This is a genomic window from Domibacillus sp. DTU_2020_1001157_1_SI_ALB_TIR_016, from assembly GCF_032341995.1.
GTDB classification, from domain to species: Bacteria; Bacillota; Bacilli; order Bacillales; family Domibacillaceae; genus Domibacillus; species Domibacillus indicus_A.
Map to the genome: position 1 here is coordinate 3,043,611 of NZ_CP135439.1, position 21,043 is coordinate 3,064,653.

At 45.4% G+C, this 21,043-nt stretch carries 17 protein-coding genes and 3 rRNA genes; 6 read left to right on the forward strand and 14 right to left on the reverse strand.

Translation table 11 applies throughout. The features are described 5' to 3' along the window. Positions 1-4: 4 nt before the first annotated feature. On the reverse strand, positions 5-769 hold the full coding sequence (locus tag RRU94_RS23710; protein WP_315693296.1) for an NUDIX domain-containing protein: 765 nt from the start codon (positions 767-769) through the stop codon (positions 5-7). 329 nt (positions 770-1,098) lie between these two features. Here RRU94_RS23710 and RRU94_RS23715 point away from each other — a divergent pair, with 329 nt between their 5' ends. Next, entirely contained in the window at positions 1,099-2,046 is a 948-nt protein-coding gene (locus RRU94_RS23715) for a LacI family DNA-binding transcriptional regulator (RefSeq protein ID WP_315693298.1), read from the forward strand. Positions 2,047-2,101: 55 nt separating this feature from the next. On the opposite strand, the gene RRU94_RS23720 is transcribed toward RRU94_RS23715, so the two are convergent. The 3 genes from RRU94_RS23720 to crcB all read right to left on the reverse strand — a co-directional run bounded on the left by RRU94_RS23720 (position 2,102) and on the right by crcB (position 3,680). After that, positions 2,102-2,926, reverse strand: coding sequence for an aldo/keto reductase (locus tag RRU94_RS23720; protein ID WP_315693299.1), 825 nt, complete (start codon positions 2,924-2,926; stop codon positions 2,102-2,104). Between the two features lie 80 nt (positions 2,927-3,006). Further along, the gene (locus RRU94_RS23725; protein WP_315693301.1) at positions 3,007-3,318 is read right to left on the reverse strand and encodes a fluoride efflux transporter FluC; all 312 of its coding nucleotides are present in this window, start codon (positions 3,316-3,318) and stop codon (positions 3,007-3,009) included. After that, the gene (gene crcB / locus RRU94_RS23730; RefSeq protein WP_315693302.1) at positions 3,315-3,680 is read right to left on the reverse strand and encodes a fluoride efflux transporter CrcB; all 366 of its coding nucleotides are present in this window, start codon (positions 3,678-3,680) and stop codon (positions 3,315-3,317) included. The genes RRU94_RS23725 and crcB overlap by 4 nt, the downstream gene beginning before the upstream one ends. A gap of 96 nt (positions 3,681-3,776) precedes the next feature. On the opposite strand from crcB, the gene RRU94_RS23735 reads away from it, so the two are divergent. Both RRU94_RS23735 and RRU94_RS23740 read left to right on the forward strand, forming a co-directional pair. Next, the gene (locus tag RRU94_RS23735) at positions 3,777-4,160 is read left to right on the forward strand and encodes a VOC family protein (protein WP_315693303.1); all 384 of its coding nucleotides are present in this window, start codon (positions 3,777-3,779) and stop codon (positions 4,158-4,160) included. Beyond that, complete coding sequence (locus RRU94_RS23740; protein ID WP_315693304.1) at positions 4,160-5,047, forward strand: DMT family transporter; 888 nt, start codon at positions 4,160-4,162, stop codon at positions 5,045-5,047. Before RRU94_RS23735 ends, RRU94_RS23740 begins: the two co-directional genes overlap by 1 nt. Here the strand turns inward: RRU94_RS23740 and RRU94_RS23745 are convergent. Beyond that, positions 5,039-5,800 (reverse strand): YwaF family protein, encoded by a 762-nt coding sequence (locus RRU94_RS23745; RefSeq protein WP_315693305.1) that lies wholly within the window; start codon positions 5,798-5,800, stop codon positions 5,039-5,041. The genes RRU94_RS23740 and RRU94_RS23745 overlap by 9 nt on opposite strands. Positions 5,801-6,127: 327 nt before the next feature. On the opposite strand from RRU94_RS23745, the gene RRU94_RS23750 reads away from it, so the two are divergent. The 3 genes from RRU94_RS23750 (at position 6,128) to RRU94_RS23760 (ending at position 9,150) form a co-directional block, all read left to right on the forward strand. Continuing rightward, positions 6,128-7,399, forward strand: a complete 1,272-nt coding sequence (locus tag RRU94_RS23750; RefSeq protein ID WP_315693306.1) for an ammonium transporter — start codon at positions 6,128-6,130, stop codon at positions 7,397-7,399. Positions 7,400-7,461: 62 nt separating this feature from the next. Further along, the gene (locus RRU94_RS23755) at positions 7,462-8,442 is read left to right on the forward strand and encodes a DUF294 nucleotidyltransferase-like domain-containing protein (protein WP_315693308.1); all 981 of its coding nucleotides are present in this window, start codon (positions 7,462-7,464) and stop codon (positions 8,440-8,442) included. Positions 8,443-8,448: 6 nt separating this feature from the next. Continuing rightward, entirely contained in the window at positions 8,449-9,150 is a 702-nt protein-coding gene (locus RRU94_RS23760) for an exonuclease domain-containing protein (protein ID WP_315693309.1), read from the forward strand. 40 nt (positions 9,151-9,190) lie between these two features. On the opposite strand, the gene RRU94_RS23765 is transcribed toward RRU94_RS23760, so the two are convergent. From RRU94_RS23765 to RRU94_RS23805, 9 genes are all read right to left on the reverse strand, one after another. Beyond that, positions 9,191-9,715 (reverse strand): isoprenylcysteine carboxyl methyltransferase family protein, encoded by a 525-nt coding sequence (locus RRU94_RS23765; protein WP_315693310.1) that lies wholly within the window; start codon positions 9,713-9,715, stop codon positions 9,191-9,193. Continuing rightward, positions 9,712-10,800: a type III polyketide synthase gene (locus RRU94_RS23770; RefSeq protein ID WP_315693311.1), complete on the reverse strand. Its 1,089-nt coding sequence runs from the start codon at positions 10,798-10,800 to the stop codon at positions 9,712-9,714. Before RRU94_RS23770 ends, RRU94_RS23765 begins: the two co-directional genes overlap by 4 nt. A 104-nt stretch (positions 10,801-10,904) precedes the next feature. Beyond that, on the reverse strand, positions 10,905-11,621 hold the full coding sequence (locus RRU94_RS23775; protein WP_315693313.1) for a hypothetical protein: 717 nt from the start codon (positions 11,619-11,621) through the stop codon (positions 10,905-10,907). Between the two features lie 83 nt (positions 11,622-11,704). Further along, positions 11,705-14,341 (reverse strand): YfhO family protein, encoded by a 2,637-nt coding sequence (locus tag RRU94_RS23780; RefSeq protein WP_315693314.1) that lies wholly within the window; start codon positions 14,339-14,341, stop codon positions 11,705-11,707. Further along, positions 14,299-14,715, reverse strand: a complete 417-nt coding sequence (locus RRU94_RS23785) for a GtrA family protein (protein ID WP_315693315.1) — start codon at positions 14,713-14,715, stop codon at positions 14,299-14,301. The genes RRU94_RS23780 and RRU94_RS23785 overlap by 43 nt, the downstream gene beginning before the upstream one ends. Continuing rightward, a complete protein-coding gene (locus tag RRU94_RS23790) occupies positions 14,699-15,667 on the reverse strand; it encodes a glycosyltransferase family 2 protein (protein ID WP_242235390.1) in 969 nt (322 codons plus the stop codon). The genes RRU94_RS23785 and RRU94_RS23790 overlap by 17 nt, the downstream gene beginning before the upstream one ends. A gap of 473 nt (positions 15,668-16,140) precedes the next feature. After that, a 5S ribosomal RNA gene (gene rrf / locus RRU94_RS23795) occupies positions 16,141-16,256 on the reverse strand. Between the two features lie 90 nt (positions 16,257-16,346). Next, positions 16,347-19,279 (reverse strand): 23S ribosomal RNA (locus RRU94_RS23800). 171 nt (positions 19,280-19,450) lie between these two features. Then, a 16S ribosomal RNA gene (locus RRU94_RS23805) occupies positions 19,451-21,003 on the reverse strand. The 16S, 23S and 5S rRNA genes sit together here, the layout of an rRNA operon. Positions 21,004-21,043 lie beyond the last annotated feature (40 nt).

Sequence of the window (21,043 nt, forward strand, 5' to 3'; positions counted from 1 at the left end):
TTTCTTATCCGTAAATGGATTCAATTACATCTAAATCATTAAAAGTATACAATCGGGACGGCCGGTACGAGTGACGGGTTGTTTTTTTCGGCTGTCCGTCCTCATCCAGTGCTAGCTCTAAAAATGGAAGCTTCGGTGCACGAGCGAAGAAAACTGGATCAGAAGCGATTTTCGAATCATCCGTTACGGTCAGAAGCACCCGCTGCAATTCAGAAAGTGTAAATTCCTTTGGCAAAAAGTTTTTCGCCAGCGTTGTTCTCAGCATGTCTGACCGGATCAATGCAAGCGCGTCCTGAACAATCTGCCTGTGATCAAAAGCCAGGTCTAGATTCAGCACTTCTTCGATCGGAAACAGCTGTACGTCCGCCGCATCATCTGACGCTGACCGGTTTACAAGAGACGCTTCCGGCACAATGGCATAAAAGGCATTTGAAACGATCCAGCCGCGCGGATCGCGTCCTGGTGTATCGTATACACCAAAATGACGCATATGAAGACCGCTAACGCCTGTTTCTTCTAGCAGCTCCCGACGCGCAGCTTGGATGCCTGTTTCTTCCGGCTGGATAAACCCGCCAGGAACTGCCCACTTCAAAGCTTCGATATTGGGATTTCCTTCACTGTCTGTTGCCGCGCGCTGAATAAGCATCATGTAAAGCTTCATATCAGGAGGCGCTTTTTCTTCTCTTTTTTTCGATAAAATGGTAAAGATCGCGATGTCTGCTGTATAACCGTCTGGTGTCCGGTATTTGGAGGAGTCATAGCTTTTCATTGCTCCGCCTTCTTTCTAATTATTAATTCTATAATTACTAATTATATAAAAGGTATTTCCATTTAGCAAGAAAAATCCGGCTTTCAAAGCCGGATGCTTTTCATTAGTGATTTCCTTCCCTTCCCTTCGTTAATCAAAACCGTGTTATTCCCAATAAGAATGCTTTTCCCGTGCCTTTACTGCCGCACCCGCTAATAAAAGTTCTACTGTACACAAAAAGATCATGGATAAAATCCCCCACATCATTGCCACACCTTCCCTTCTTTTTTTACAATGTAAAGGATGAAACGCGTTTCAGAACAAGCACTTTTTTTGGAAGAGGGATAAAGATGGGCAATATTCATGATATCGCTCGAATGGCTGGTGTTTCTGCCGCTACGGTTTCAAGAGTGTTAAATAACCATCCCTACGTAAAAGAGGAAAAAAGAAGAGCTGTCGTTGAAGCAGCCGAGCAGCTTCGTTACGTGAAAAACATTAATGCTGTTCACCTTTCACTGGGGAAAACAAAGATCATCGGGGTGATTCTGCCATTTGTCAGCCATCCTTATTTCGGTGTAATTTTGGGCGGAATTGCTTCAGCTGCCGAAAAAAGCGGCTACAAGCTGATGATCACGCAAAGCAATTATCAGGTGAGCCAGGAGATAGAAGCGCTGGATATGCTGAAGAGAAAACAAGTTGACGGAGTGATTATCGTTTCACGTGAGTGTCCTATTGATATTGTGAAGGACTACAGTGAATACGGACAAATTGTTTTATGCGAGGCACTGGCTGACCCGTCTCTTTCCTCTGTATTTGTCGACCAGTACAAAGCATTCCAGGCCGCTCTGTCTTTCTTAAAGAAAAAAGGTCATCAGAAAGTTGGTTATACTCTTTTGCGGACGGAGGGAAAAAGCAGCCTGGCAAGAAAGCAGGCGTATGAAGAACAGTATGGCAAGGCAAAGCGCGGCTGGGTATTTAACCAGGCACTGACCATTGATGACGGCATCAGAATTGCCGGTGAATGGGCAGCACTTTCCGAACGGCCTGATGCCATGGTGATTACAAACGATTTCGTGGCAGCCGGTTTTTTGCTCGAATGCAGGCGGCTTGGCTTTTCTGTGCCGGAGGATGCGGCTCTTATTGGCTTTGATAATCATCCTATTGCCGGTGCACTCGGCATTACAACTGTTGAACTGCCGTTGCATCTGCTCGGGGAAATAGCATTTGAACAAGTTATTTCTTCAGACACTTCCCACAAAGAAGTGCCTTTTCGCTTAATTGAACGAGACAGTGTATAAACATAAAAAAACCGGCAGTTGAATCTGCCGGTCTTTTTTTATGTTCCTATACTCATTATTTACGGTTAAACTCTGCTGGGACCGGGCCTGTACGCTCACCACGGTCAAGAGCCGTAATTTGATCGATTTCCTCCTGTGTAAGTTCAAAGTCGAACACATTGAAGTTTTCTTCGATACGAGATGGTGTAACGGATTTTGGAATGACGATCGAATCATTCTGCAAATGCCAGCGCAAAATAACTTGTGCCGGAGTCTTGCCGTGCTTTTCCGCAATTTCTTTTACAATATTGTTTTCAAGCACAACACCGCCCTGCATAAGAGGACTCCACGCTTCCACGTAGATGTCATGCTTCTTACAGAACGCTTTAAGTTCTTTTTGAACGAGGTGCGGGTGGCATTCCACCTGGTTTACAACCGGTTTTACATCGCACTCATCCAGCAGGCGCTGCAGGTGGTCGATATCAAAGTTGCAGACACCGATTGCTTTTACACGCCCATCTGCATACAGCTTTTCAAGCGCTTTGTAGGTTTCCACATATGTGTCTTCCTGCGGCATCGGCCAATGGATTAAATATAAATCCACATAATCAAGGCCCAGCTTCTCAAGGCTCGTATCAAATGCTTTCAGCGTAGCATCATAACCTTGATCCGAGTTCCACACTTTTGTGGTGATAAACAACTCCTCACGAGGCACACCGCATTCCTTGATTGCTCTGCCAACGCCGCGTTCGTTTCCGTAGACAGCAGCTGTGTCAATAGAGTGGTAGCCTGTTTCGATCGCTTTTAAAACAGCCGGTGTTGCCTGTTCGTCTTCAACCTGCCATACACCATAGCCAAGCTGTGGCATTTTGAGTCCGTTGTTTAACGTTACAAATTGCATGTTTCCGCATCCCTTCATCAAATAAATTATTCACGTTGAAAGTATAGCATATCCTTTATATGGATTTCCCTTGAAACGACTTACAGGCCAAGCCATGCACCAAAAAAACCGGCCGCACATGTAAGGAAGATATAAAGAAAGGCTTTTTTCATTTTCATTTGCTCCGCTTCAAACAGCCATGTTGAAAAGGTAGTAAAGGCGCCAAGAAACCCCGTGCCAAACAGTAAACGATCGCTCTCTCCTGCCCCGCTGCCTATAAGCAGCCCAAGCAAAAAGGCGCCAAGTACATTGACGCTTAAAGTTCCAAACGGAAAAGCCGTGCTGTTGAACCGGCTGCTCAGCCAAAAACGGGCTATCGCCCCGAAAAAACCGCCAATCGCGACTAGTATCATACTGCTTTCGCTCCTTTACGGCCGAGGCGTACAAACAGAAGCCCGCCACCTATGCTTGAACCTATATATAAAAGAGCAGAAGCTGCCCTTCCTGCTTCGATGAGCGTTATCACTTCTACGCTAAAAGCAGAAAACGTTGTAAAGGAACCGATAACCCCGGCTGTAATAGCTTTTTGTATCGGTACCGGAATACGGCCTTTAACTTTTTCGGTTAAAAACGGAAGCAAAAAACAGCCAAGGCAATTTACGAAAAGAGTCGCAAATGGAAAGCCGCCAGCCGCTCCGTGGTCCATTACGACCGATACACTGTATCGCAGCAGTGCACCCATAACGCCCCCTATTCCAATCCATATATAAACCAAAAAAATCCTTCTCTCTATTTGCTTTTCTTTTATCTTTATTTTTGCTGGCGTATTTGTCAAGGCAGGGGGATAATGGAGAAAAAAGGAGGTATACATATGGGTATTTCAAAATTAGAACACGTCGGTATTCAAGTAAAGGATTTAGAAGCAACAATTGATTTTTATACAAAGGTTCTCGGGCTTGAGCTTCTTGAGAAGCAGGGTCATCCTGATCCAAATCTCCGTATTGCGTTTCTCGGCTTTAAACAGTCAGATGAAACGTTAATTGAAATTATCGAAGGCTATAATCCAAATCTGCCGGCAGAAGGAAAGGTGCACCATATCGCCTTTACGGTCGATAATATCGAAGAAGAAATCGCTCGTGTAAAGGAACATAACATTGTTTTTGTTGACGAAGCTGTTACAACACTTCCGAACGGAGCAAAATATGTCTTTTTCTACGGACCGGACGGCGAGTGGATTGAGCTGTTTGAGCGGTAATGGCAAACAGATCGATCGGGCTTCCCCTATTTATTGCGATTGTCGCTATCTCCTTTTCAGCGATTTTTGTTAAATGGTCAGACGCCCCTGCCTCTATTTTAAGTATGTACCGCATGATTCTGGCCAGCTTTTTCTTACTACCCATTGTATGGAGAAAAAGATCCGAATTTGAGCGTATTCAAAGAAAAGACTGGATGCTTTTAATTCTCTCCGGATTGTTTTTAGCTTTTCATTTTGTTCTGTGGTTCGGCTCGTTAAAGCTGACCACTGTTGCCAGCTCGACGATTATTTTAGCTCTGCAGCCACTCGTCTCGCTGGCGGGCGGCTTTTTACTGTTTCGGGAACGAACAAATGCCGCAGCTCTTGCTACGATGGGCATTGCTATTATTGGTGCAGTAATGATTGGCTGGGGCGACTTCGGATTAAGCAGAGAGGCTATTTTAGGGGACTTGCTTTCTTTTTTAAGCGTCATTGCCGTTGTCGGTTATCTGCTCATTGGGCAGCAGACCGTGCGCAAAGTATCTCATTGGATTTACAGCTTTTGTGTTTTTTCGTTTGCTGCCCTTTTTCTGTTTCTTTTTAACTTAGCAGCCAGTACGCAGATAACCGGTTACAGCAAACACGAATGGGGTATTTTTCTTCTTCTTGCGATTGTTCCGACGATTGCACATGTCATTAACAACTGGCTTATGAATTACGTGAATGCCACAACGATTTCAATGAGCATTCTCGGTGAACCAGTCGGCGCCACCCTGCTCGCTGTTCTCCTGCTGAACGAACGGCTGACGAGCTGGCAGATAACAGGCGGCATTTTTATTTTAGCAGGTGTTTTTTTCTTTCTATTAAAACAGCAGCCTGCGCATAGCAAAAAGAGCGGATCAGGATGATTCCGCTCTTTTTGCTGTTTTACGCCGAAACAGCCCTTCCACTTGATGGCCTGACGGCTTTTCGCGAAACATCACCCAGATAAGCAGACTAAGCATAAGTGCCAGCGCTTCAAGAGATACAATATACCACGGGTAAGGTCCAAGCAAATCCAGCAAACTGGCGCTTGACGGCTTGTGGCTTAAATAAAGATAATTTCCGCCCGTCCACTTATTAATCACCATTACAGGTGGTATGAGCAAATTTAAAAACAGCAATGTTTTTCCAACTGAATAAAGCGTCGGCCTGTATCCTTTTACCCAAGTAAAGTACAGAGGAACAATTAGCAGAAAAGCATGTACCGTGAAAAAATGAAGAAAACGAAAATGCGGAAAGTCAAAATTTAAATAAGGAGTTAATAACGCCTGCGAAGCTCCAAGTAAACCGGTAAATAATAAAATGTCATAAATGCCTTTTTGTTTCGTTACAAGGAGCAGAACCGCCAAAAATAAGCTGATGCTGCACAGCTCCAGCGGAATAGCGTGACTCAGCTTCCAGCTGTTTGTGGTAATCATCCAGACATGATAAACGGCTTCTATTAATAATAAGAAGAAAGCTGTACCTATTTCCATCTTTCTCCCGACCAACCTGCCCAGCTGCTGGCGAAAGACGTATAATCCGGCCAGTGCTGCACTAACGGCTGCCACAACAATAAAATGGCTTCCTGAAAACATCGTGAAGTCATAATTTTGATAGCTCCCGCCGAACCAGCCCATCGTTACGCCTCCTTTTTTAATGAGTGTATCATAAATCAGCTGTTAAATCCTTTTTTTGTCATTTATCTTTCTGTTTGTTTTATTTCTATGAAAGAAACTTCTTTATCATGCCCAAATATCTACTACCTATTGAAAATCTTATGAATCCGTACATCAAAACCAATTTTCCTATATATTATTCGTCTTGTTTGTGTAATGTTTTATTACACAAGAGAATAAAATCCTAAAAAATCTATTGACGAATCTTAATTTTCCGCATAAGATAGGTACATGTTATAAAAAGTAACATCATAAGTTAGTAAAAATAACGTTCGGGAGGGTTTTAACATGGAAGATATGTTGTACTTAATGAACAGCCTCTGGGTCATGGTTAGTGCTATTTTAGTTATTTTCATGATTGCCGGATTCATTATGCTTGAGGCTGGATCAACTCGTATGAAAAACGCTGGCCATATTGCCGGAAAGACAGCTTTCACATTTGGACTCGCTTCCCTCGTTTTCTGGGCTGTCGGATTTGCTTTCATTTTCGGTGATAACGCGAACTTCTTTGTAGGAATGTCGAACTTTTTCTACTCTGGCGCTGACTTAGATTTAGGGCTTTCATCTACTGTATTCTTTGTATTCCAGCTGGCATTCGCAGGGATCGCGATTACAATCGCTCTAGGCGGTTTCGCGGAACGTGCAAAGTTATCTGTATACGTTTTATTCACCATTCTTTTCTCAGCAATTGTTTATCCGGTTGTTGCACATTGGATTTGGGGCGGCGGCTGGCTTGCGGAGCATGGCAAGCAGGATTTTGCCGGCTCAACCGTTGTTCACTTAACAGGCGCTATGGCGGCTCTGGCAGCTACGATCCTTCTTAAACCTCGTATCGGCCGCTTTAATAAAGATGGTTCTGCTAATGCCATTCATGGGCATAACCAAGTGTTCACATCACTCGGCGTATTGATTTTATGGGTAGGCTGGTTTGGCTTTAACGCCGGCAGTACAGTATCCGTTGATGCCGGATTCTTCGGATTTGTAGCCCTTAATACACAGCTTGCAGCTGGCGCAGGTGCTGTTGCCGCATTGATTATCTCTTGGATAACCCTTGGGAAATCGGATATTCCGACTATTTTAAACGGCGCTCTCGCTGGTCTTGTAGCCATCACCGCATCTTGTGCTTTCGTTGACACATGGGCAGCCGTTGTAATCGGCTTAATTGCCGGCATCCTCGTATTCTATGGGGCAAAATGGATGGAAAAAATGGGGATTGATGATCCGATCTTTGCTCTTTCTGTTCACGGTATTCCTGGTATCTGGGGAACATTATCAACTGGTTTCTTCGCTACACCTGATCTTGCTACCGTTGGCCGTCCTGGTCTTTTCTACGGCGGCGGCTTCGAACAGCTTGGGGTGCAGGCGATGGGTGTATTTGTCTCCGGCGCATTTGCGTTTGTTGCTTCGTTTGTCATTCTTTTCGTCATCAAGAAGCTTCTTGGCGGGCTCCGCGTTTCAGAAGAAGAAGAAATTATGGGGCTTGATATCAGTGAACACGGCACATACGGCTATCCGGAAGTATTCGCTGACACAAAATCTAAAGCTGCAGGCGATAAATAAGATAAATAATACGCAAAGCGGCAGCGCTTTGCGTATTATTGTTTAAAAGGATGTGAAAAATCATGACAACACGGGAGCAAACGTACGCAAACATTCGCCAGGAAAAAGAAGCGAAAATGGATCGGCACCTTCACTCCACACAGCGCTTGAATACCTTTCACGATGAAATAATGAAGCAGGTTCTTACGATCGCTCTGCAAATTCACGAGCACGAGTATGGCCCTCCCCCCTGTTCTTATTCCCTTTTTTTGCTTGGCAGCGCCGGCCGTTCTGAACAAGGCACCATCAGCGACCAGGATCATGGCATCGTCTTCGAGGCCCATACCGATGAAGCCGCTGCTTATTTTTTAGATTTAGGCCAAACTTTTTCAGATGGATTACATGCAGCTGGGTACCCGTACTGTGAAGGAAAAGTCATGAGTTCTAATCCAGTCTGGTGCCAATCAGCAGAGGGTTGGAAGCAGCAAATTGCTTTATGGATTGAATCTGAAACACTGGACACGATGCGTTCTCTTCACATGATCTATGATGCCCGTGTGATTCACGGTGACAAAGAACCCGTTTCCGCTTTGAAACAACAAGTGGCTGCAAACATGAAAAAAAATCCGCACAAGCTGAAGCGCTTTTTTGAAAACATTCAATTTATGAAAAAATCGATTGGCCTTTTCGGACAAATTTTCACGGAACAAAACGGCCCGCATGCCGGGTCACTTAATTTAAAACAATCTGCTTTTCTTCCTTACGTAAATGCCATTCGCGTGCTTGCCGTTAAAGAAGGAATTAATGCTTCTTCTACTTTATTGCGTATGAAGGCTTTAACAGCTGTTCCTGCTCATAACGGTCGCATGCAGGAATATGAGGAAGCATTTCGGCTGCTGCTCGAATTCAGGCTGCGTGTCTTAAGAAATGCGCCCGATTATGATAGCTCTCACTATATAAACATTGATTCACTTGGACCGGTCCGCAAACGGGAACTGCGCCATATTTTAAAAACCGCAGAGTCCCTTCATCATTATGTACAGCGATTCATAGCAAAAGGATGATGCAGAATGGGCTTTAATGATTTTATGAAAAACTTAAGTGGAAACCGTTTCACAGGCCTTCAGGGCGGCCGTCATGATCTCGCTTTTATGCGGAGTCTTCAGCGGGATTTAAAAACAAAGGAGGCAACCTCGGTCCCGCTCGACAAATTGCAGGTAGTTGTGTTTGACTTGGAGACAACCGGATTTCATCCAGACAAAGGAGATCAAATTTTATCGATTGGCGCTGTAAAAGTATGTGGAAGACACGTTGAAGATGAATTCTATTCATTGGTCCGTTTTGCTGAACCACTCCCGCCTCTTGTAAAGGAATTAACAGGACTTGAGGAATTAGAATTAATAGAGGCTCCTGAGCCGGCTGAAGCGCTGGCACAATTTTTTAAATTTGCCGGGGCTTCTCCTCTCGTTGCCCATCACGCCAGCCACGAAAAAGCTTTTATGACGTATGCGAGCCGTAAATATTTTCGAACGCCATTTTCCCACCGGCTGATCGATACATCCTTTATGTACCGGATTGCAGAACCGAACAATCCTTATGTACGCCTGGAGGACTGCTGTGAACACAATCAAATTCCTATAACCGGCCGGCACCATGCTCTTGGTGATGCGCGTCTTACTGCGGCGCTTTGGGCGGTGTATGTTGAAAAACTTCAAGAAATGGGTATCACTACACTGTCACAAGTTTATGAAAGGCTCGCTGTTATTCGGTAAACAGACGACAGAGCCCTCTGCTTTGCCGTCTGTTTATTCTTTAGCTTTTCCCGAAATCGGTAGCATCGGTAAGAGCCTGCTCTTCTGCAGCGATGCGGACAGACAGCATCCATGCATTTAAGAGCGTGAAAATAATTGCTGTGTAGTAGGCTTGAAACAGCAGCGGTATTACAATAAATTCAAGTGTAACAATAATATAGTTTGGATGGCGAACCCAGCGATAAGGGCCTCTTTTAACAACTTTTGCACCGGGAAGCACGATAATTTTTGTATTCCAAAAAGGGCCGAGTGAGCGAAGTGTCCATACCCGCCCAAGCTGCGTAACCAAAAATAATGTCAGCCACATCGGCCAGTTTGAGCTGAGCGTTTTTTCCATCATGGTCACTTCAGCAATTAAGCTTATGAAAAAAAGCGTGTGAAGTGCCACAATCAATGGATAATGACGCGTCCCCGCTTCATAGGCTCCCTGACTGAGCATCCACTTTTCATTTCGTTTGGCAATAAAAAGCTCAGAAATTCGCTGTACACAAAGAAAAAGAATAAACAGCCAAAAAATGCCACTCATACTGTTCCCCCCCACTTCAGCAGCACTAATTCTCCAGAAAAGCCGGGTCCTAAAGCAGTCATCAGTCCGTAGTCTCCCTGCTTCACATTGCCAAGCATAAATTGTTCTAACACATACAAAACAGTTGGAGATGACATATTGCCAAACGATGAAAGAACGTTCCGGGCATGAAGTGTTTTTTCTGTTGAAAGCTTCAGTGTTTCTTCGTATGCATCCAGCACTTTTTTTCCGCCTGGATGTGCAACAAAGTGGGTGATTTCCTTCATAGATAATCCTTCCTTTTCTAAAAAAGCATCTACAAATCCTCCCAGCCAGTCTCGGACGATTACAGGAATATCCCGTGAAAAAACGACATGAAGACCGCTGTTTTTAACCTCCCAGCCCATTACATCTTCAGAATTGGGCATTAATTTGGATGCGGTTTTTAAAACAGACGGTACAGGCCGTTTTGTTTCTATCCCAGCTTCGTCCCCCGTCATAAGCACACAAGCCGTCCCATCCGCAAACAGCGACGTTCCAACCAAATTGCTTTTTGACCGGTCATTTCGCTGGAACGTTAAGCTGCATAATTCAATCGCTAACACGAGCACCTTTGCCTGTGGGAAGGCGAGGCAATATTCATAAGCACGGCTGATCCCAGCCGCTCCGCCTGCACACCCAAGCCCCCAGATCGGAATCCGCTTTGTTTCATCAGAAAACGGCAGACAGTTCATAATTCTCGCTTCAATGCTTGGCGTTGCCATGCCTGAGCTGGAAATAAAAAAAATGGCATCAATATCGCCTGCTGTCAGCGATTGCTGTAAAAAGCGTTCGTCATCCAGACACTGTTTAACAGCTTCGGTTCCATATTCAACGGCTTTTTCAATATATAAATCATTTCGTTCCTGTAAACTATGGTCGCGCTCAAACCAAGTTAACGGCATAGCAAAATGCCGCTTTTGAATTTGCCCATTTTGAAAAACGGTTAAAAGCCGCTCAATATCCCGGAAATCATCCTTGAATAATTCACGGGCAAAAGCGGCAGTTTGACCCTGCTCAACAATATGCGGAGGGTGGTACGTACTGGCAGAAACAATACTCGGCATATTTATCCCACTTTTCTTTTTTGTTTATCCTTCCCCCTCTTTCTTTTTTTAAACAATTAGCCGCAGATTGGAACAGCACAAAACAAAAGCAAAGCAAGGCTTGTTTAAACGGCTAGCAGCAGCGCGGAATAAATAATCAATCCGGCAGCAAATGCACCAAAGCTGCTTTCACTTTCTTTTGGCAGTTCCTCTTTTAAGACATTTAAAATAAGCGCACCTGACAAAAAAGCCACCATTGTCGACACTACCGCTTCTTTTAATTCTGTTAAAGCACCCAGGGCCCAGCCGACTAACACGGCAAAAATTAAAATCCAGCGGCCATATTGGTCATATACATCCTGGTGTGCTTCACGCATGCTTTGGTCGATCGTCATAAAATGAACGGACAGGGCAAGAAAATAAAAAAGCATTCCAAATACTTGATCAAATGTTTCTTGAATAAGCAAATAACCAATCAGCATGTTGTAAAAGAAGAAAACGCCCACATGAAGCCAGAATATACCTGAACTTGACTTTGTTTCCTTTTTCTTCGTGGACTGTGATACTACTTCTTCAAGTCCATAAAAAAGAGCCAGGCCCATAAGCGCCATCAAATAAGCATGGTTCTCAATAAAGCGAAGCAGACCATTTTGAGCTTTCTCCAGTACCTGCTGATGCGTGTTTAAATCCGGGAGAAGATGCACAAATACATATGAAACGGCAATACCGCCAGCAAAAGATAAAAACCGGCTTCTTGGAACACGTTTTAAAAAAACCATATACTTAGCTGAAAAGTGAAGAACAGCAAAGCCGATCGCCAATGCCAAGCTTAACATTTTCATGCCGCTCCCCCTTCCTTTCAGGAACCCTCTCCCTTTTTCATTGCCACTCCATACTTTTTTTATACAAAAAACGATCCGCTCTTTTAAGAAGCGGATCGTTTTGTCCGGTAAAATAAGAAAAGAACAAGAAAAAGAGTACAAGCCGATAAAGCGAGAAGCGAGAAAAAGAAAGGCGGATAATACACAAGCTCGACATTGTTTCGTCCCTCTTTTAGCTCAATGCCTGTAAATGCATAATTCGCTTTTTTGATCTCCTGCTTCTCACCATTTATCGTTAAACGCCAGCCATTTTCATAAGGAAGCGGTATAGCGGCATACTGATTATGGTTCGTATTGTTGTACGTAAAAGAAATGCGGTTCCCTTCCCAGCGAAGCCCTTCGACAGATGATTGACGGCTTTCAGCTTTTGCTTTCCGCAGCACATCATATGTTTCTTCGTACAGCTGCACATCCTTTAGTTCATAGGTTCCTTTTGGCACACGAAGGGAAATGCGGCTGTTCGCTTTTACTCTTATCACCAGCTGATCCACGTTCGTCTTATAGATAGAACGGGCCGCTTTTCGGGTTGTTTTATACTCATTGACTTGAAGTACGTACGAATCTTTATTATCGATTCCTCTTAAAGTAAAGGTAAGGTAGTAATCTTTAACAGACGGATTTGGCTGATTGACCACTACATCAATCCCGCCTTTTTCGGATACCTTGAGTATATCCTTCTCATAGGTGGCATGAATAGGTTCGACCGATGTACGTTTCATAATGGATGCACTCTCCGGTATAGGAGCTCCCGGCTCTTTACGATCGAGGATAATTCCCGAGAGCATAGCATGTTCTTTGGCCACGGGCGAAGCATTCTTTAATTCCCGCTCTGAAAATACGGTACTTGTCGTACGGACAAATGGAAGAAGGTTTTCATTTTGATATGCAACGTATTCGCCGGCAGAGACAGCTTCCTTGAACCCATACGGAACAGCTTCTTCTTCTTTCTTCTTGATATAATATTTGCCCATTAACAGACTTTCTAAATTAGCACGATCTCCAAGTGTCCCATAGCGGCTGACACTTTCCCAGCCCATATCTATATAGAGATCTTTTAAATAAAAGAATAAAAGATGCTCATTTAAAATACTTGAGTAAGCACTCATTCCTTTGAAGCCATGAATGATTGGGGTATTGTTCCGACGCTGAAGTGTCCAGTCAATCCGGGCAAGCGGGTCGGTTTCCTGCTCCTGAATCAAGGCAATCACCTTTTGCTGGTCAGCACCTCGGTATTGATCACTATTCATATACTCTTTGGACACTTTAAAAGATGTTCCTGAAACCGACAGGCGGTTTTCCTGATAAGCGTTCGCCACTCCTATACTTGTTAAAATAATCAGCAGCGCCATTACTGATTTTATGTGCCGGCTTTTCCGGATAACAAGAACAAAAAAGACAGCCACGATTATAAATGCAGAAACACCCATCCAGGCATCTTTTGCACGCTGGAACGTTATAACAGGGTCCAGCACATAAAAAAGAATATATAAAACAGCTGCGCAGGCAAAGGCAACCATGAGCTTTTTTCGTTTAATTTGAATCGGAATAGAGAGCGCAGCGGCTGCTGTACCACCCACTGTAAGAGACAAAAGATGCTCCCACCGATACTGCGGGGCTGAAAAACCATTAAAAACACTCGCCGCAAACGGGCTCATATGTAAAAGGACTAAAAAAATCGTCATAAAAGCAAAAAAACGGAACAACGGATTTTGGTACAAAGAAACAAGCAAGAGACTCAACACGACAAAAGCGGGTATATATACGATTAGGCCATTGATTAAAAAGTTATCAGTAAAACCAATAAGAGGAATTTGCTCCGTGTAAGGCGGCCGGTAATTATTCAAGAATCCATATACAGCAGGGATAAAAGAAAAAGCACTAATGCCAAATCCCGCAATACCGGTCAGCAAAAACAGCTTAATTTGTTTTTTTACTGATGTTTCTCCTTCTGAGAGCTTGAAAATCCACCGGAATAAAATATAAATGCCTGCAAGCAAGAAGTTAACATACGAAAAGTAAAAATTATCAAATAAGCTGATCGAAACAGCTGCAAGAAAAAACCATGGTTTTTCTTCCCGTATTACTTTTTCGACACCGATTAAAAGCAGTGGAAGCCAAATCATCGAATCCGAAAAAAATTCCCAGTAGGTCACATACCGAAAGTAAATAATGCTTGTACCATAAACAACCGCACCGACAAAAGCAGGCAGCTTTGAGAGAGTCATGTACCGAAAGTAAAACGTCGTTATCATCAAAATAACGGTTAGCCTAAGGACGCTGACAACTAAAATGGCATCCGCCCAATAAAAAAGATCCGGCTTTCCAATAAGTCCTATACTCTCCAGAACAAATGTTACACCTGCTGTAAGAAGAAAAACGATCGAATTAAAAAAATAATAACTAAGCTGTGTATACATACTCCCGCCCAGCCCAAAATCGGGAGAATAAAAAAACTCGCCTTTTTTAAATTCATTGTAAAGCAGTTCCTTAAAAGGCTGCATTTGTGACAAGCCATCATTCATGCCCGTCATGTAATGCCCATCAAACCATTGCATAATAAAAAACAAATGACTCAAAAGAGCCATAATTAAGCTCGATAAAAATAAAAAGAAAAAAGAAGCCTTTTTTCCTGAAGGGCTTATTTTATGTAAGAATGTAGATGTGTTTTCTCTTTTTCGCATGGCTTTTTTAAAATTCTCCCTGTCAGAATAAACGTAGCGGGCAGCGTAAAGAAAACGGCCACAAGCGGCGCGAAACTACTGTTCATACCAAACTGTTCAACAAACAGATATAATAACACAGCTGTCATCCCTGTATTAAACAGCTGCGTTAATGGAAACCGGATAAACGCGGACCAAGTCGGCTTTACTTTGTACGTATATAGCGTGTTTAAGAAAAAAGAGCCGATTAAACTGCTGATAAAACCGATCATATGCGCGGCAAAAAAATGTAATCCCAATCCATGCAGCATAAGTATGTATACCGCATAATAATGACCGGTGTTAATGACACCAACAATAATAAATTTCAAAAATTCATTAGGAATAGATAGCATGTTTTTCTCTCTTTTCTTTTGGTGCCCCAATACTCGTATGCTGAATTAAATAATGAGGCCTCTTTTTCGTTTCGTTATAAATTCTTCCAATGTATTCTCCGATAATACCCATACAAACAAGCTGAACCCCGCCTAAAAAAAGAACAGCAGAGATAAGAGTAAAGTATCCAGGCACGACTACTCCTGTCCGCATGATCTGAACAAAAGTAATGGCTATATAAACAAGCGACATAAATAACACAAGCGCTCCTGTGTAAAAGCAGGCACGAAGAGGCTTATGGTTGAACGAAACAATCCCATCAATGGCGTAATTCAGAAGTTTTGGGAAAGACCATTTTGTTTCGCCGCATTCTCTGGCTACATTTTCATAAGATATAGTTTTCTGTCCATATCCGATCCATGAATACAATCCCTTAGAAAATCGATTTCCTTCACTTAACGTTAACAAGGCATTCACTGCTCTGCGGCTTAAAAGACGGAAATCGCCTTCTCCATCTGTCAGTTTTACATCGACTGTATGGTTAACAAGTCGATAAAAGAACGAGGAAATAATAGAGCGAACAGGAGAATCACCAGTTCGATTCCGCTTGGCAATAACTTGGTCATACCCTTCTTCATATCCTTTTAACAGCTGGGAAATAAGAGAAGGCGGGTGCTGCAAATCGGCATCCATCAAAATAACCGCATCACCCTGGGCATGCTGAAGACCTGCCAGCATAGCAGACTCTTTTCCAAAATTGCGGGTAAAGGAGATATATTGAACTTCATTACAATGAAATGCCAGCTGCTTTATAACATCCAGTGTATCATCAGCGCTTCCGTCATCAACAAAAATAACTTCATATGCGTAGAATTGACCATTCATTTCTTGATTGATGGCCTGAAGTACTTTAGGGATATTTTCAGCTTCATTGTAGGCTGGAATAATATATGAAATTTTTACCGGTTTCATCCTGTCATCCTCCGTCTCTTTTACGTCTTAATTCATCATTCTTTTCAAGCAGGTGGATAGTCCACTCGCCCGCTTCATGATTTAGGTGACCTTATCCGATGTGAAGGTATAGGTATCAACTCCTTATATTATTAGCTAAAAATGCTTTGAACATTCTTTTTGAAAAGAAATCAAAAGGAAAATAAAAAAGAGGATTACTCCTATGCTTCATCCACCTCCACCTTTTATGCTTTTTACACCCCGATTAGACATAATAAAAGATAAACGAAATGATTCCTTTAAAGGAGTGGAATCTAGGAAGAAGGCAGTGTCACTTTCACACGTATTCAAATTTACTCTACCCTGCCCTTATTAGGTTAAAACGTTTATCCCTTTGAAATCACACCCAGTATCTTACAAACAAAACAAAAAAACACGCTCATTCAAATTTTACATTTGAATGAGCGTGTTTTCAATACAGATCACATTATTCTGCCAGGCGGCGTCCTGCTCTCACAGGGGGAAACCCCCAACTACCATCGGCGCTGAAGAGCTTAACGGCCGTGTTCGGGATGGGAACGGGTGTGACCTCTTCGCTATTGCCACCTGACTATGAAGTTTGAAAGAAGTGTTCTTTCAAAACTGGATAGAAGCGTTATTGTATGGGTAAAAAACCTTTCTGTTACACGCCAAGTGTACATTGATTAAGTCCTCGATCGATTAGTATTCGTCAGCTCCATGCGTCGCCGCACTTCCACCTCGAACCTATCTACCTCGTCATCTTCAAGGGATCTTACTTACTTGCGTAATGGGAAATCTCATCTTGAGGGGGGCTTCATGCTTAGATGCTTTCAGCACTTATCCCGTCCACACATAGCTACCCAGCGATGCCTCTGGCGAGACAACTGGTACACCAGCGGTGTGTCCATCCCGGTCCTCTCGTACTAAGGACAGCTCCTCTCAAATTTCCTGCGCCCGCGACGGATAGGGACCGAACTGTCTCACGACGTTCTGAACCCAGCTCGCGTACCGCTTTAATGGGCGAACAGCCCAACCCTTGGGACCGACTACAGCCCCAGGATGCGATGAGCCGACATCGAGGTGCCAAACCTCCCCGTCGATGTGGACTCTTGGGGGAGATAAGCCTGTTATCCCCGGGGTAGCTTTTATCCGTTGAGCGATGGCCCTTCCATGCGGAACCACCGGATCACTAAGCCCGACTTTCGTCCCTGCTCGACTTGTAGGTCTCGCAGTCAAGCTCCCTTGTGCCTTTACACTCTGCGAATGATTTCCAACCATTCTGAGGGAACCTTTGGGCGCCTCCGTTACATTTTAGGAGGCGACCGCCCCAGTCAAACTGCCCGCCTGACACTGTCTCCCACCCGGATTACGGGTGCGGGTTAGAATTTCAACACAGTCAGGGCAGTATCCCACCAGCGCCTCCACCGAAGCTGGCGCTCCGGCTTCCAAGGCTCCTGCCTATCCTGTGCAGACTGTGCCAAAATTCAATATCAGGCTGCAGTAAAGCTCCACGGGGTCTTTCCGTCCTGTCGCGGGTAACCTGCATCTTCACAGGTACTATAATTTCACCGAGTCTCTCGTTGAGACAGTGCCCAGATCGTTGCGCCTTTCGTGCGGGTCGGAACTTACCCGACAAGGAATTTCGCTACCTTAGGACCGTTATAGTTACGGCCGCCGTTTACTGGGGCTTCAATTTAGACCTTCGCTTGCGCTAAGCCCTCCTCTTAACCTTCCAGCACCGGGCAGGCGTCAGCCCCTATACGTCGCCTTGCGGCTTTGCAGAGACCTGTGTTTTTGCTAAACAGTCGCCTGGGCCTATTCACTGCGGCTCTCTCGGGCTTGCACCCTACCAGAGCACCCCTTCTCCCGAAGTTACGGGGTCATTTTGCCGAGTTCCTTAACGAGAGTTCACTCGCTCACCTTAGGATTCTCTCCTCGCCTACCTGTGTCGGTTTACGGTACGGGCACCTTACATCTCGCTAGAGGCTTTTCTTGGCAGTGTGGAATCGAAGACTTCGGTACTAAAATTCCCTCGTCATCACAGCTCAGCCTTAACGGAAATGGGATTTGCCTCATTTCCAGCCTGACTGCTTAAACACGCGTATCCAGCTGCGTGATCTCCTATCCTCCTGCGTCCCCCCATCACTCAAACGATGCTTGGTGGTACAGGAATATCAACCTGTTATCCATCGCCTACGCCTTTCGGCCTCGGCTTAGGTCCCGACTAACCCTGAGAGGACGAGCCTTCCTCAGGAAACCTTAGGCATTCGGTGGAAGGGATTCTCACCCTTCTTTCGCTACTCATACCGGCATTCTCACTTCCAGGCGCTCCACCAGTCCTTCCGGTCTGGCTTCACAGCCCCTGGAACGCTCTCCTACCACTGACACCATAAGGTGTCAATCCACAGCTTCGGTGATACGTTTAGCCCCGGTACATTTTCGGCGCAGAGTCACTCGACCAGTGAGCTATTACGCACTCTTTAAATGGTGGCTGCTTCTAAGCCAACATCCTGGTTGTCTGGGCAACTCCACATCCTTTTCCACTTAACGTATACTTTGGGACCTTAGCTGGTGGTCTGGGCTGTTTCCCTCTTGACTACGGATCTTATCACTCGCAGTCTGACTCCCAAACATAAGTATCTGGCATTCGGAGTTTGTCTGAATTCGGTAACCCGGGATGGGCCCCTAGTCCAAACAGTGCTCTACCTCCAGTACTCTTCGTTTGAGGCTAGCCCTAAAGCTATTTCGGAGAGAACCAGCTATCTCCAGGTTCGATTGGAATTTCACCGCTACCCACACCTCATCCCCGCACTTTTCAACGTGCGTGGGTTCGGACCTCCAGTGAGTGTTACCTCACCTTCATCCTGGACATGGGTAGATCACCTGGTTTCGGGTCTACGACCTCATACTCAAACGCCCTGTTCAGACTCGCTTTCGCTGCGGCTCCGCCTTATCAGCTTAACCTTGCATGAAATCGTAACTCGCCGGTTCATTCTACAAAAGGCACGCTATCACCCGTTAAAGGGCTCTAACTACTTGTAGGCACACGGTTTCAGGATCTCTTTCACTCCCCTTCCGGGGTGCTTTTCACCTTTCCCTCACGGTACTGGTTCACTATCGGTCACTAGGGAGTATTTAGCCTTGGGAGATGGTCCTCCCGGATTCCGACGGAATTCCTCGTGTTCCGCCGTACTCAGGATACACTCAAGAGAGAAGAAGATTTCAGCTACAGGGCTGTTACCTTGTTTCGCGGATCTTTCCAGATCGCTTCACCTATCCTCTTCCTTTGTAACTCCGTATAGAGTGTCCTACAACCCCAAGAAGCAAGCTTCTTGGTTTGGGCTATGTCCCGTTTCGCTCGCCGCTACTCAGGGAATCGCGTTTGCTTTCTCTTCCTCCGGGTACTTAGATGTTTCAGTTCCCCGGGTATGCCTCCTCCTGCCCTATGTATTCAGGCAGGGGTACCATCCCATTACGGATGGTGGGTTTCCCCATTCGGAAATCTCCGGATCAAAGCTTACTTACAGCTCCCCGGAGCATATCGGTGTTAGTCCCGTCCTTCTTCGGCTCCTAGTGCCAAGGCATCCACCGTGCGCCCTTTCTAACTTAACCTAAAATGGCGGTGTATCTTACTCGGTTTTTTGCTTTGGTCATACAATGTGTTGCTTCTATCCAGTTTTCAAAGAACAGTTTCATCTTGAAGGATTGAACCTTCAAAACTGAACAAAATCAAACGTCAAACGTTTGTGAGAACCAAGTTCTCACTTCCGTAAATATCCTTAGAAAGGAGGTGATCCAGCCGCACCTTCCGATACGGCTACCTTGTTACGACTTCACCCCAATCATCTGCCCCACCTTCGGCGGCTGGCTCCCGTAAGGGTTACCCCACCGACTTCGGGTGTTGCAAACTCTCGTGGTGTGACGGGCGGTGTGTACAAGGCCCGGGAACGTATTCACCGCGGCATGCTGATCCGCGATTACTAGCGATTCCAGCTTCATGCAGGCGAGTTGCAGCCTGCAATCCGAACTGAGAATGGTTTTATGGGATTGGCTAAACCTCGCGGTCTTGCAGCCCTTTGTACCATCCATTGTAGCACGTGTGTAGCCCAGGTCATAAGGGGCATGATGATTTGACGTCATCCCCACCTTCCTCCGGTTTGTCACCGGCAGTCACCTTAGAGTGCCCAACTAAATGCTGGCAACTAAGATCAAGGGTTGCGCTCGTTGCGGGACTTAACCCAACATCTCACGACACGAGCTGACGACAACCATGCACCACCTGTCACCGCTGCCCCCGAAGGGGAAGATCTGTCTCCAGACCGGTCAGCGGGATGTCAAGACCTGGTAAGGTTCTTCGCGTTGCTTCGAATTAAACCACATGCTCCACCGCTTGTGCGGGCCCCCGTCAATTCCTTTGAGTTTCAGCCTTGCGGCCGTACTCCCCAGGCGGAGTGCTTAATGCGTTAGCTGCAGCACTGAGGGGCGGAAACCCCCCAACACTTAGCACTCATCGTTTACGGCGTGGACTACCAGGGTATCTAATCCTGTTCGCTCCCCACGCTTTCGCGCCTCAGCGTCAGTTACAGACCAAAGAGCCGCCTTCGCCACTGGTGTTCCTCCACATCTCTACGCATTTCACCGCTACACGTGGAATTCCGCTCTTCTCTTCTGCACTCAAGCCTTCCAGTTTCCAATGACCCTCCACGGTTGAGCCGTGGGCTTTCACATCAGACTTAAAAGGCCGCCTGCGCGCGCTTTACGCCCAATAATTCCGGACAACGCTTGCCACCTACGTATTACCGCGGCTGCTGGCACGTAGTTAGCCGTGGCTTTCTGGCCAGGTACCGTCAAGGTACGGGCAGTTACTCCCGTACTTGTTCTTCCCTGACAACAGAGTTTTACGATCCGAAAACCTTCTTCACTCACGCGGCGTTGCTCCGTCAGACTTTCGTCCATTGCGGAAGATTCCCTACTGCTGCCTCCCGTAGGAGTCTGGGCCGTGTCTCAGTCCCAGTGTGGCCGATCACCCTCTCAGGTCGGCTACGCATCGTCGCCTTGGTGAGCCGTTACCTCACCAACTAGCTAATGCGCCGCGGGTCCATCTGTAAGTGACAGCCGAAGCCGCCTTTCAATCAAGAACCATGCGGTTCTTGATGTTATTCGGTATTAGCCCCGGTTTCCCGGAGTTATCCCAATCTTACAGGCAGGTTACCCACGTGTTACTCACCCGTCCGCCGCTAACTTGAACAGAGCAAGCTCTGTCAAGTCCGCTCGACTTGCATGTATTAGGCACGCCGCCAGCGTTCGTCCTGAGCCAGGATCAAACTCTCCAAAAAAGTTTGACTTGCTCATTTGTTTCCATTAAAACACGGGGTG

What these genes read in the sequence shown, in the direction of transcription:
- RRU94_RS23710 (WP_315693296.1), bottom strand. Translation starts at nt 769, where the DNA reads ATGAAAAGCTATGACTCCTCCAAATACCGGACACCAGACGGTTATACA.
- RRU94_RS23740 (WP_315693304.1), top strand. Translation starts at nt 4,160, where the DNA reads ATGGCAAACAGATCGATCGGGCTTCCCCTATTTATTGCGATTGTCGCT.
- RRU94_RS23745 (WP_315693305.1), bottom strand. Translation starts at nt 5,800, where the DNA reads ATGGGCTGGTTCGGCGGGAGCTATCAAAATTATGACTTCACGATGTTT.
- RRU94_RS23735 (WP_315693303.1), top strand. Translation starts at nt 3,777, where the DNA reads ATGGGTATTTCAAAATTAGAACACGTCGGTATTCAAGTAAAGGATTTA.
- RRU94_RS23770 (WP_315693311.1), bottom strand. Translation starts at nt 10,800, where the DNA reads ATGCCGAGTATTGTTTCTGCCAGTACGTACCACCCTCCGCATATTGTT.
- RRU94_RS23785 (WP_315693315.1), bottom strand. Translation starts at nt 14,715, where the DNA reads ATGCTATCTATTCCTAATGAATTTTTGAAATTTATTATTGTTGGTGTC.
- RRU94_RS23720 (WP_315693299.1), bottom strand. Translation starts at nt 2,926, where the DNA reads ATGCAATTTGTAACGTTAAACAACGGACTCAAAATGCCACAGCTTGGC.
- RRU94_RS23725 (WP_315693301.1), bottom strand. Translation starts at nt 3,318, where the DNA reads ATGATACTAGTCGCGATTGGCGGTTTTTTCGGGGCGATAGCCCGTTTT.
- RRU94_RS23790 (WP_242235390.1), bottom strand. Translation starts at nt 15,667, where the DNA reads ATGAAACCGGTAAAAATTTCATATATTATTCCAGCCTACAATGAAGCT.
- RRU94_RS23715 (WP_315693298.1), top strand. Translation starts at nt 1,099, where the DNA reads ATGGGCAATATTCATGATATCGCTCGAATGGCTGGTGTTTCTGCCGCT.
- RRU94_RS23775 (WP_315693313.1), bottom strand. Translation starts at nt 11,621, where the DNA reads ATGAAAATGTTAAGCTTGGCATTGGCGATCGGCTTTGCTGTTCTTCAC.
- RRU94_RS23760 (WP_315693309.1), top strand. Translation starts at nt 8,449, where the DNA reads ATGGGCTTTAATGATTTTATGAAAAACTTAAGTGGAAACCGTTTCACA.
- RRU94_RS23755 (WP_315693308.1), top strand. Translation starts at nt 7,462, where the DNA reads ATGACAACACGGGAGCAAACGTACGCAAACATTCGCCAGGAAAAAGAA.
- RRU94_RS23750 (WP_315693306.1), top strand. Translation starts at nt 6,128, where the DNA reads ATGGAAGATATGTTGTACTTAATGAACAGCCTCTGGGTCATGGTTAGT.
- RRU94_RS23780 (WP_315693314.1), bottom strand. Translation starts at nt 14,341, where the DNA reads ATGCGAAAAAGAGAAAACACATCTACATTCTTACATAAAATAAGCCCT.
- RRU94_RS23765 (WP_315693310.1), bottom strand. Translation starts at nt 9,715, where the DNA reads ATGAGTGGCATTTTTTGGCTGTTTATTCTTTTTCTTTGTGTACAGCGA.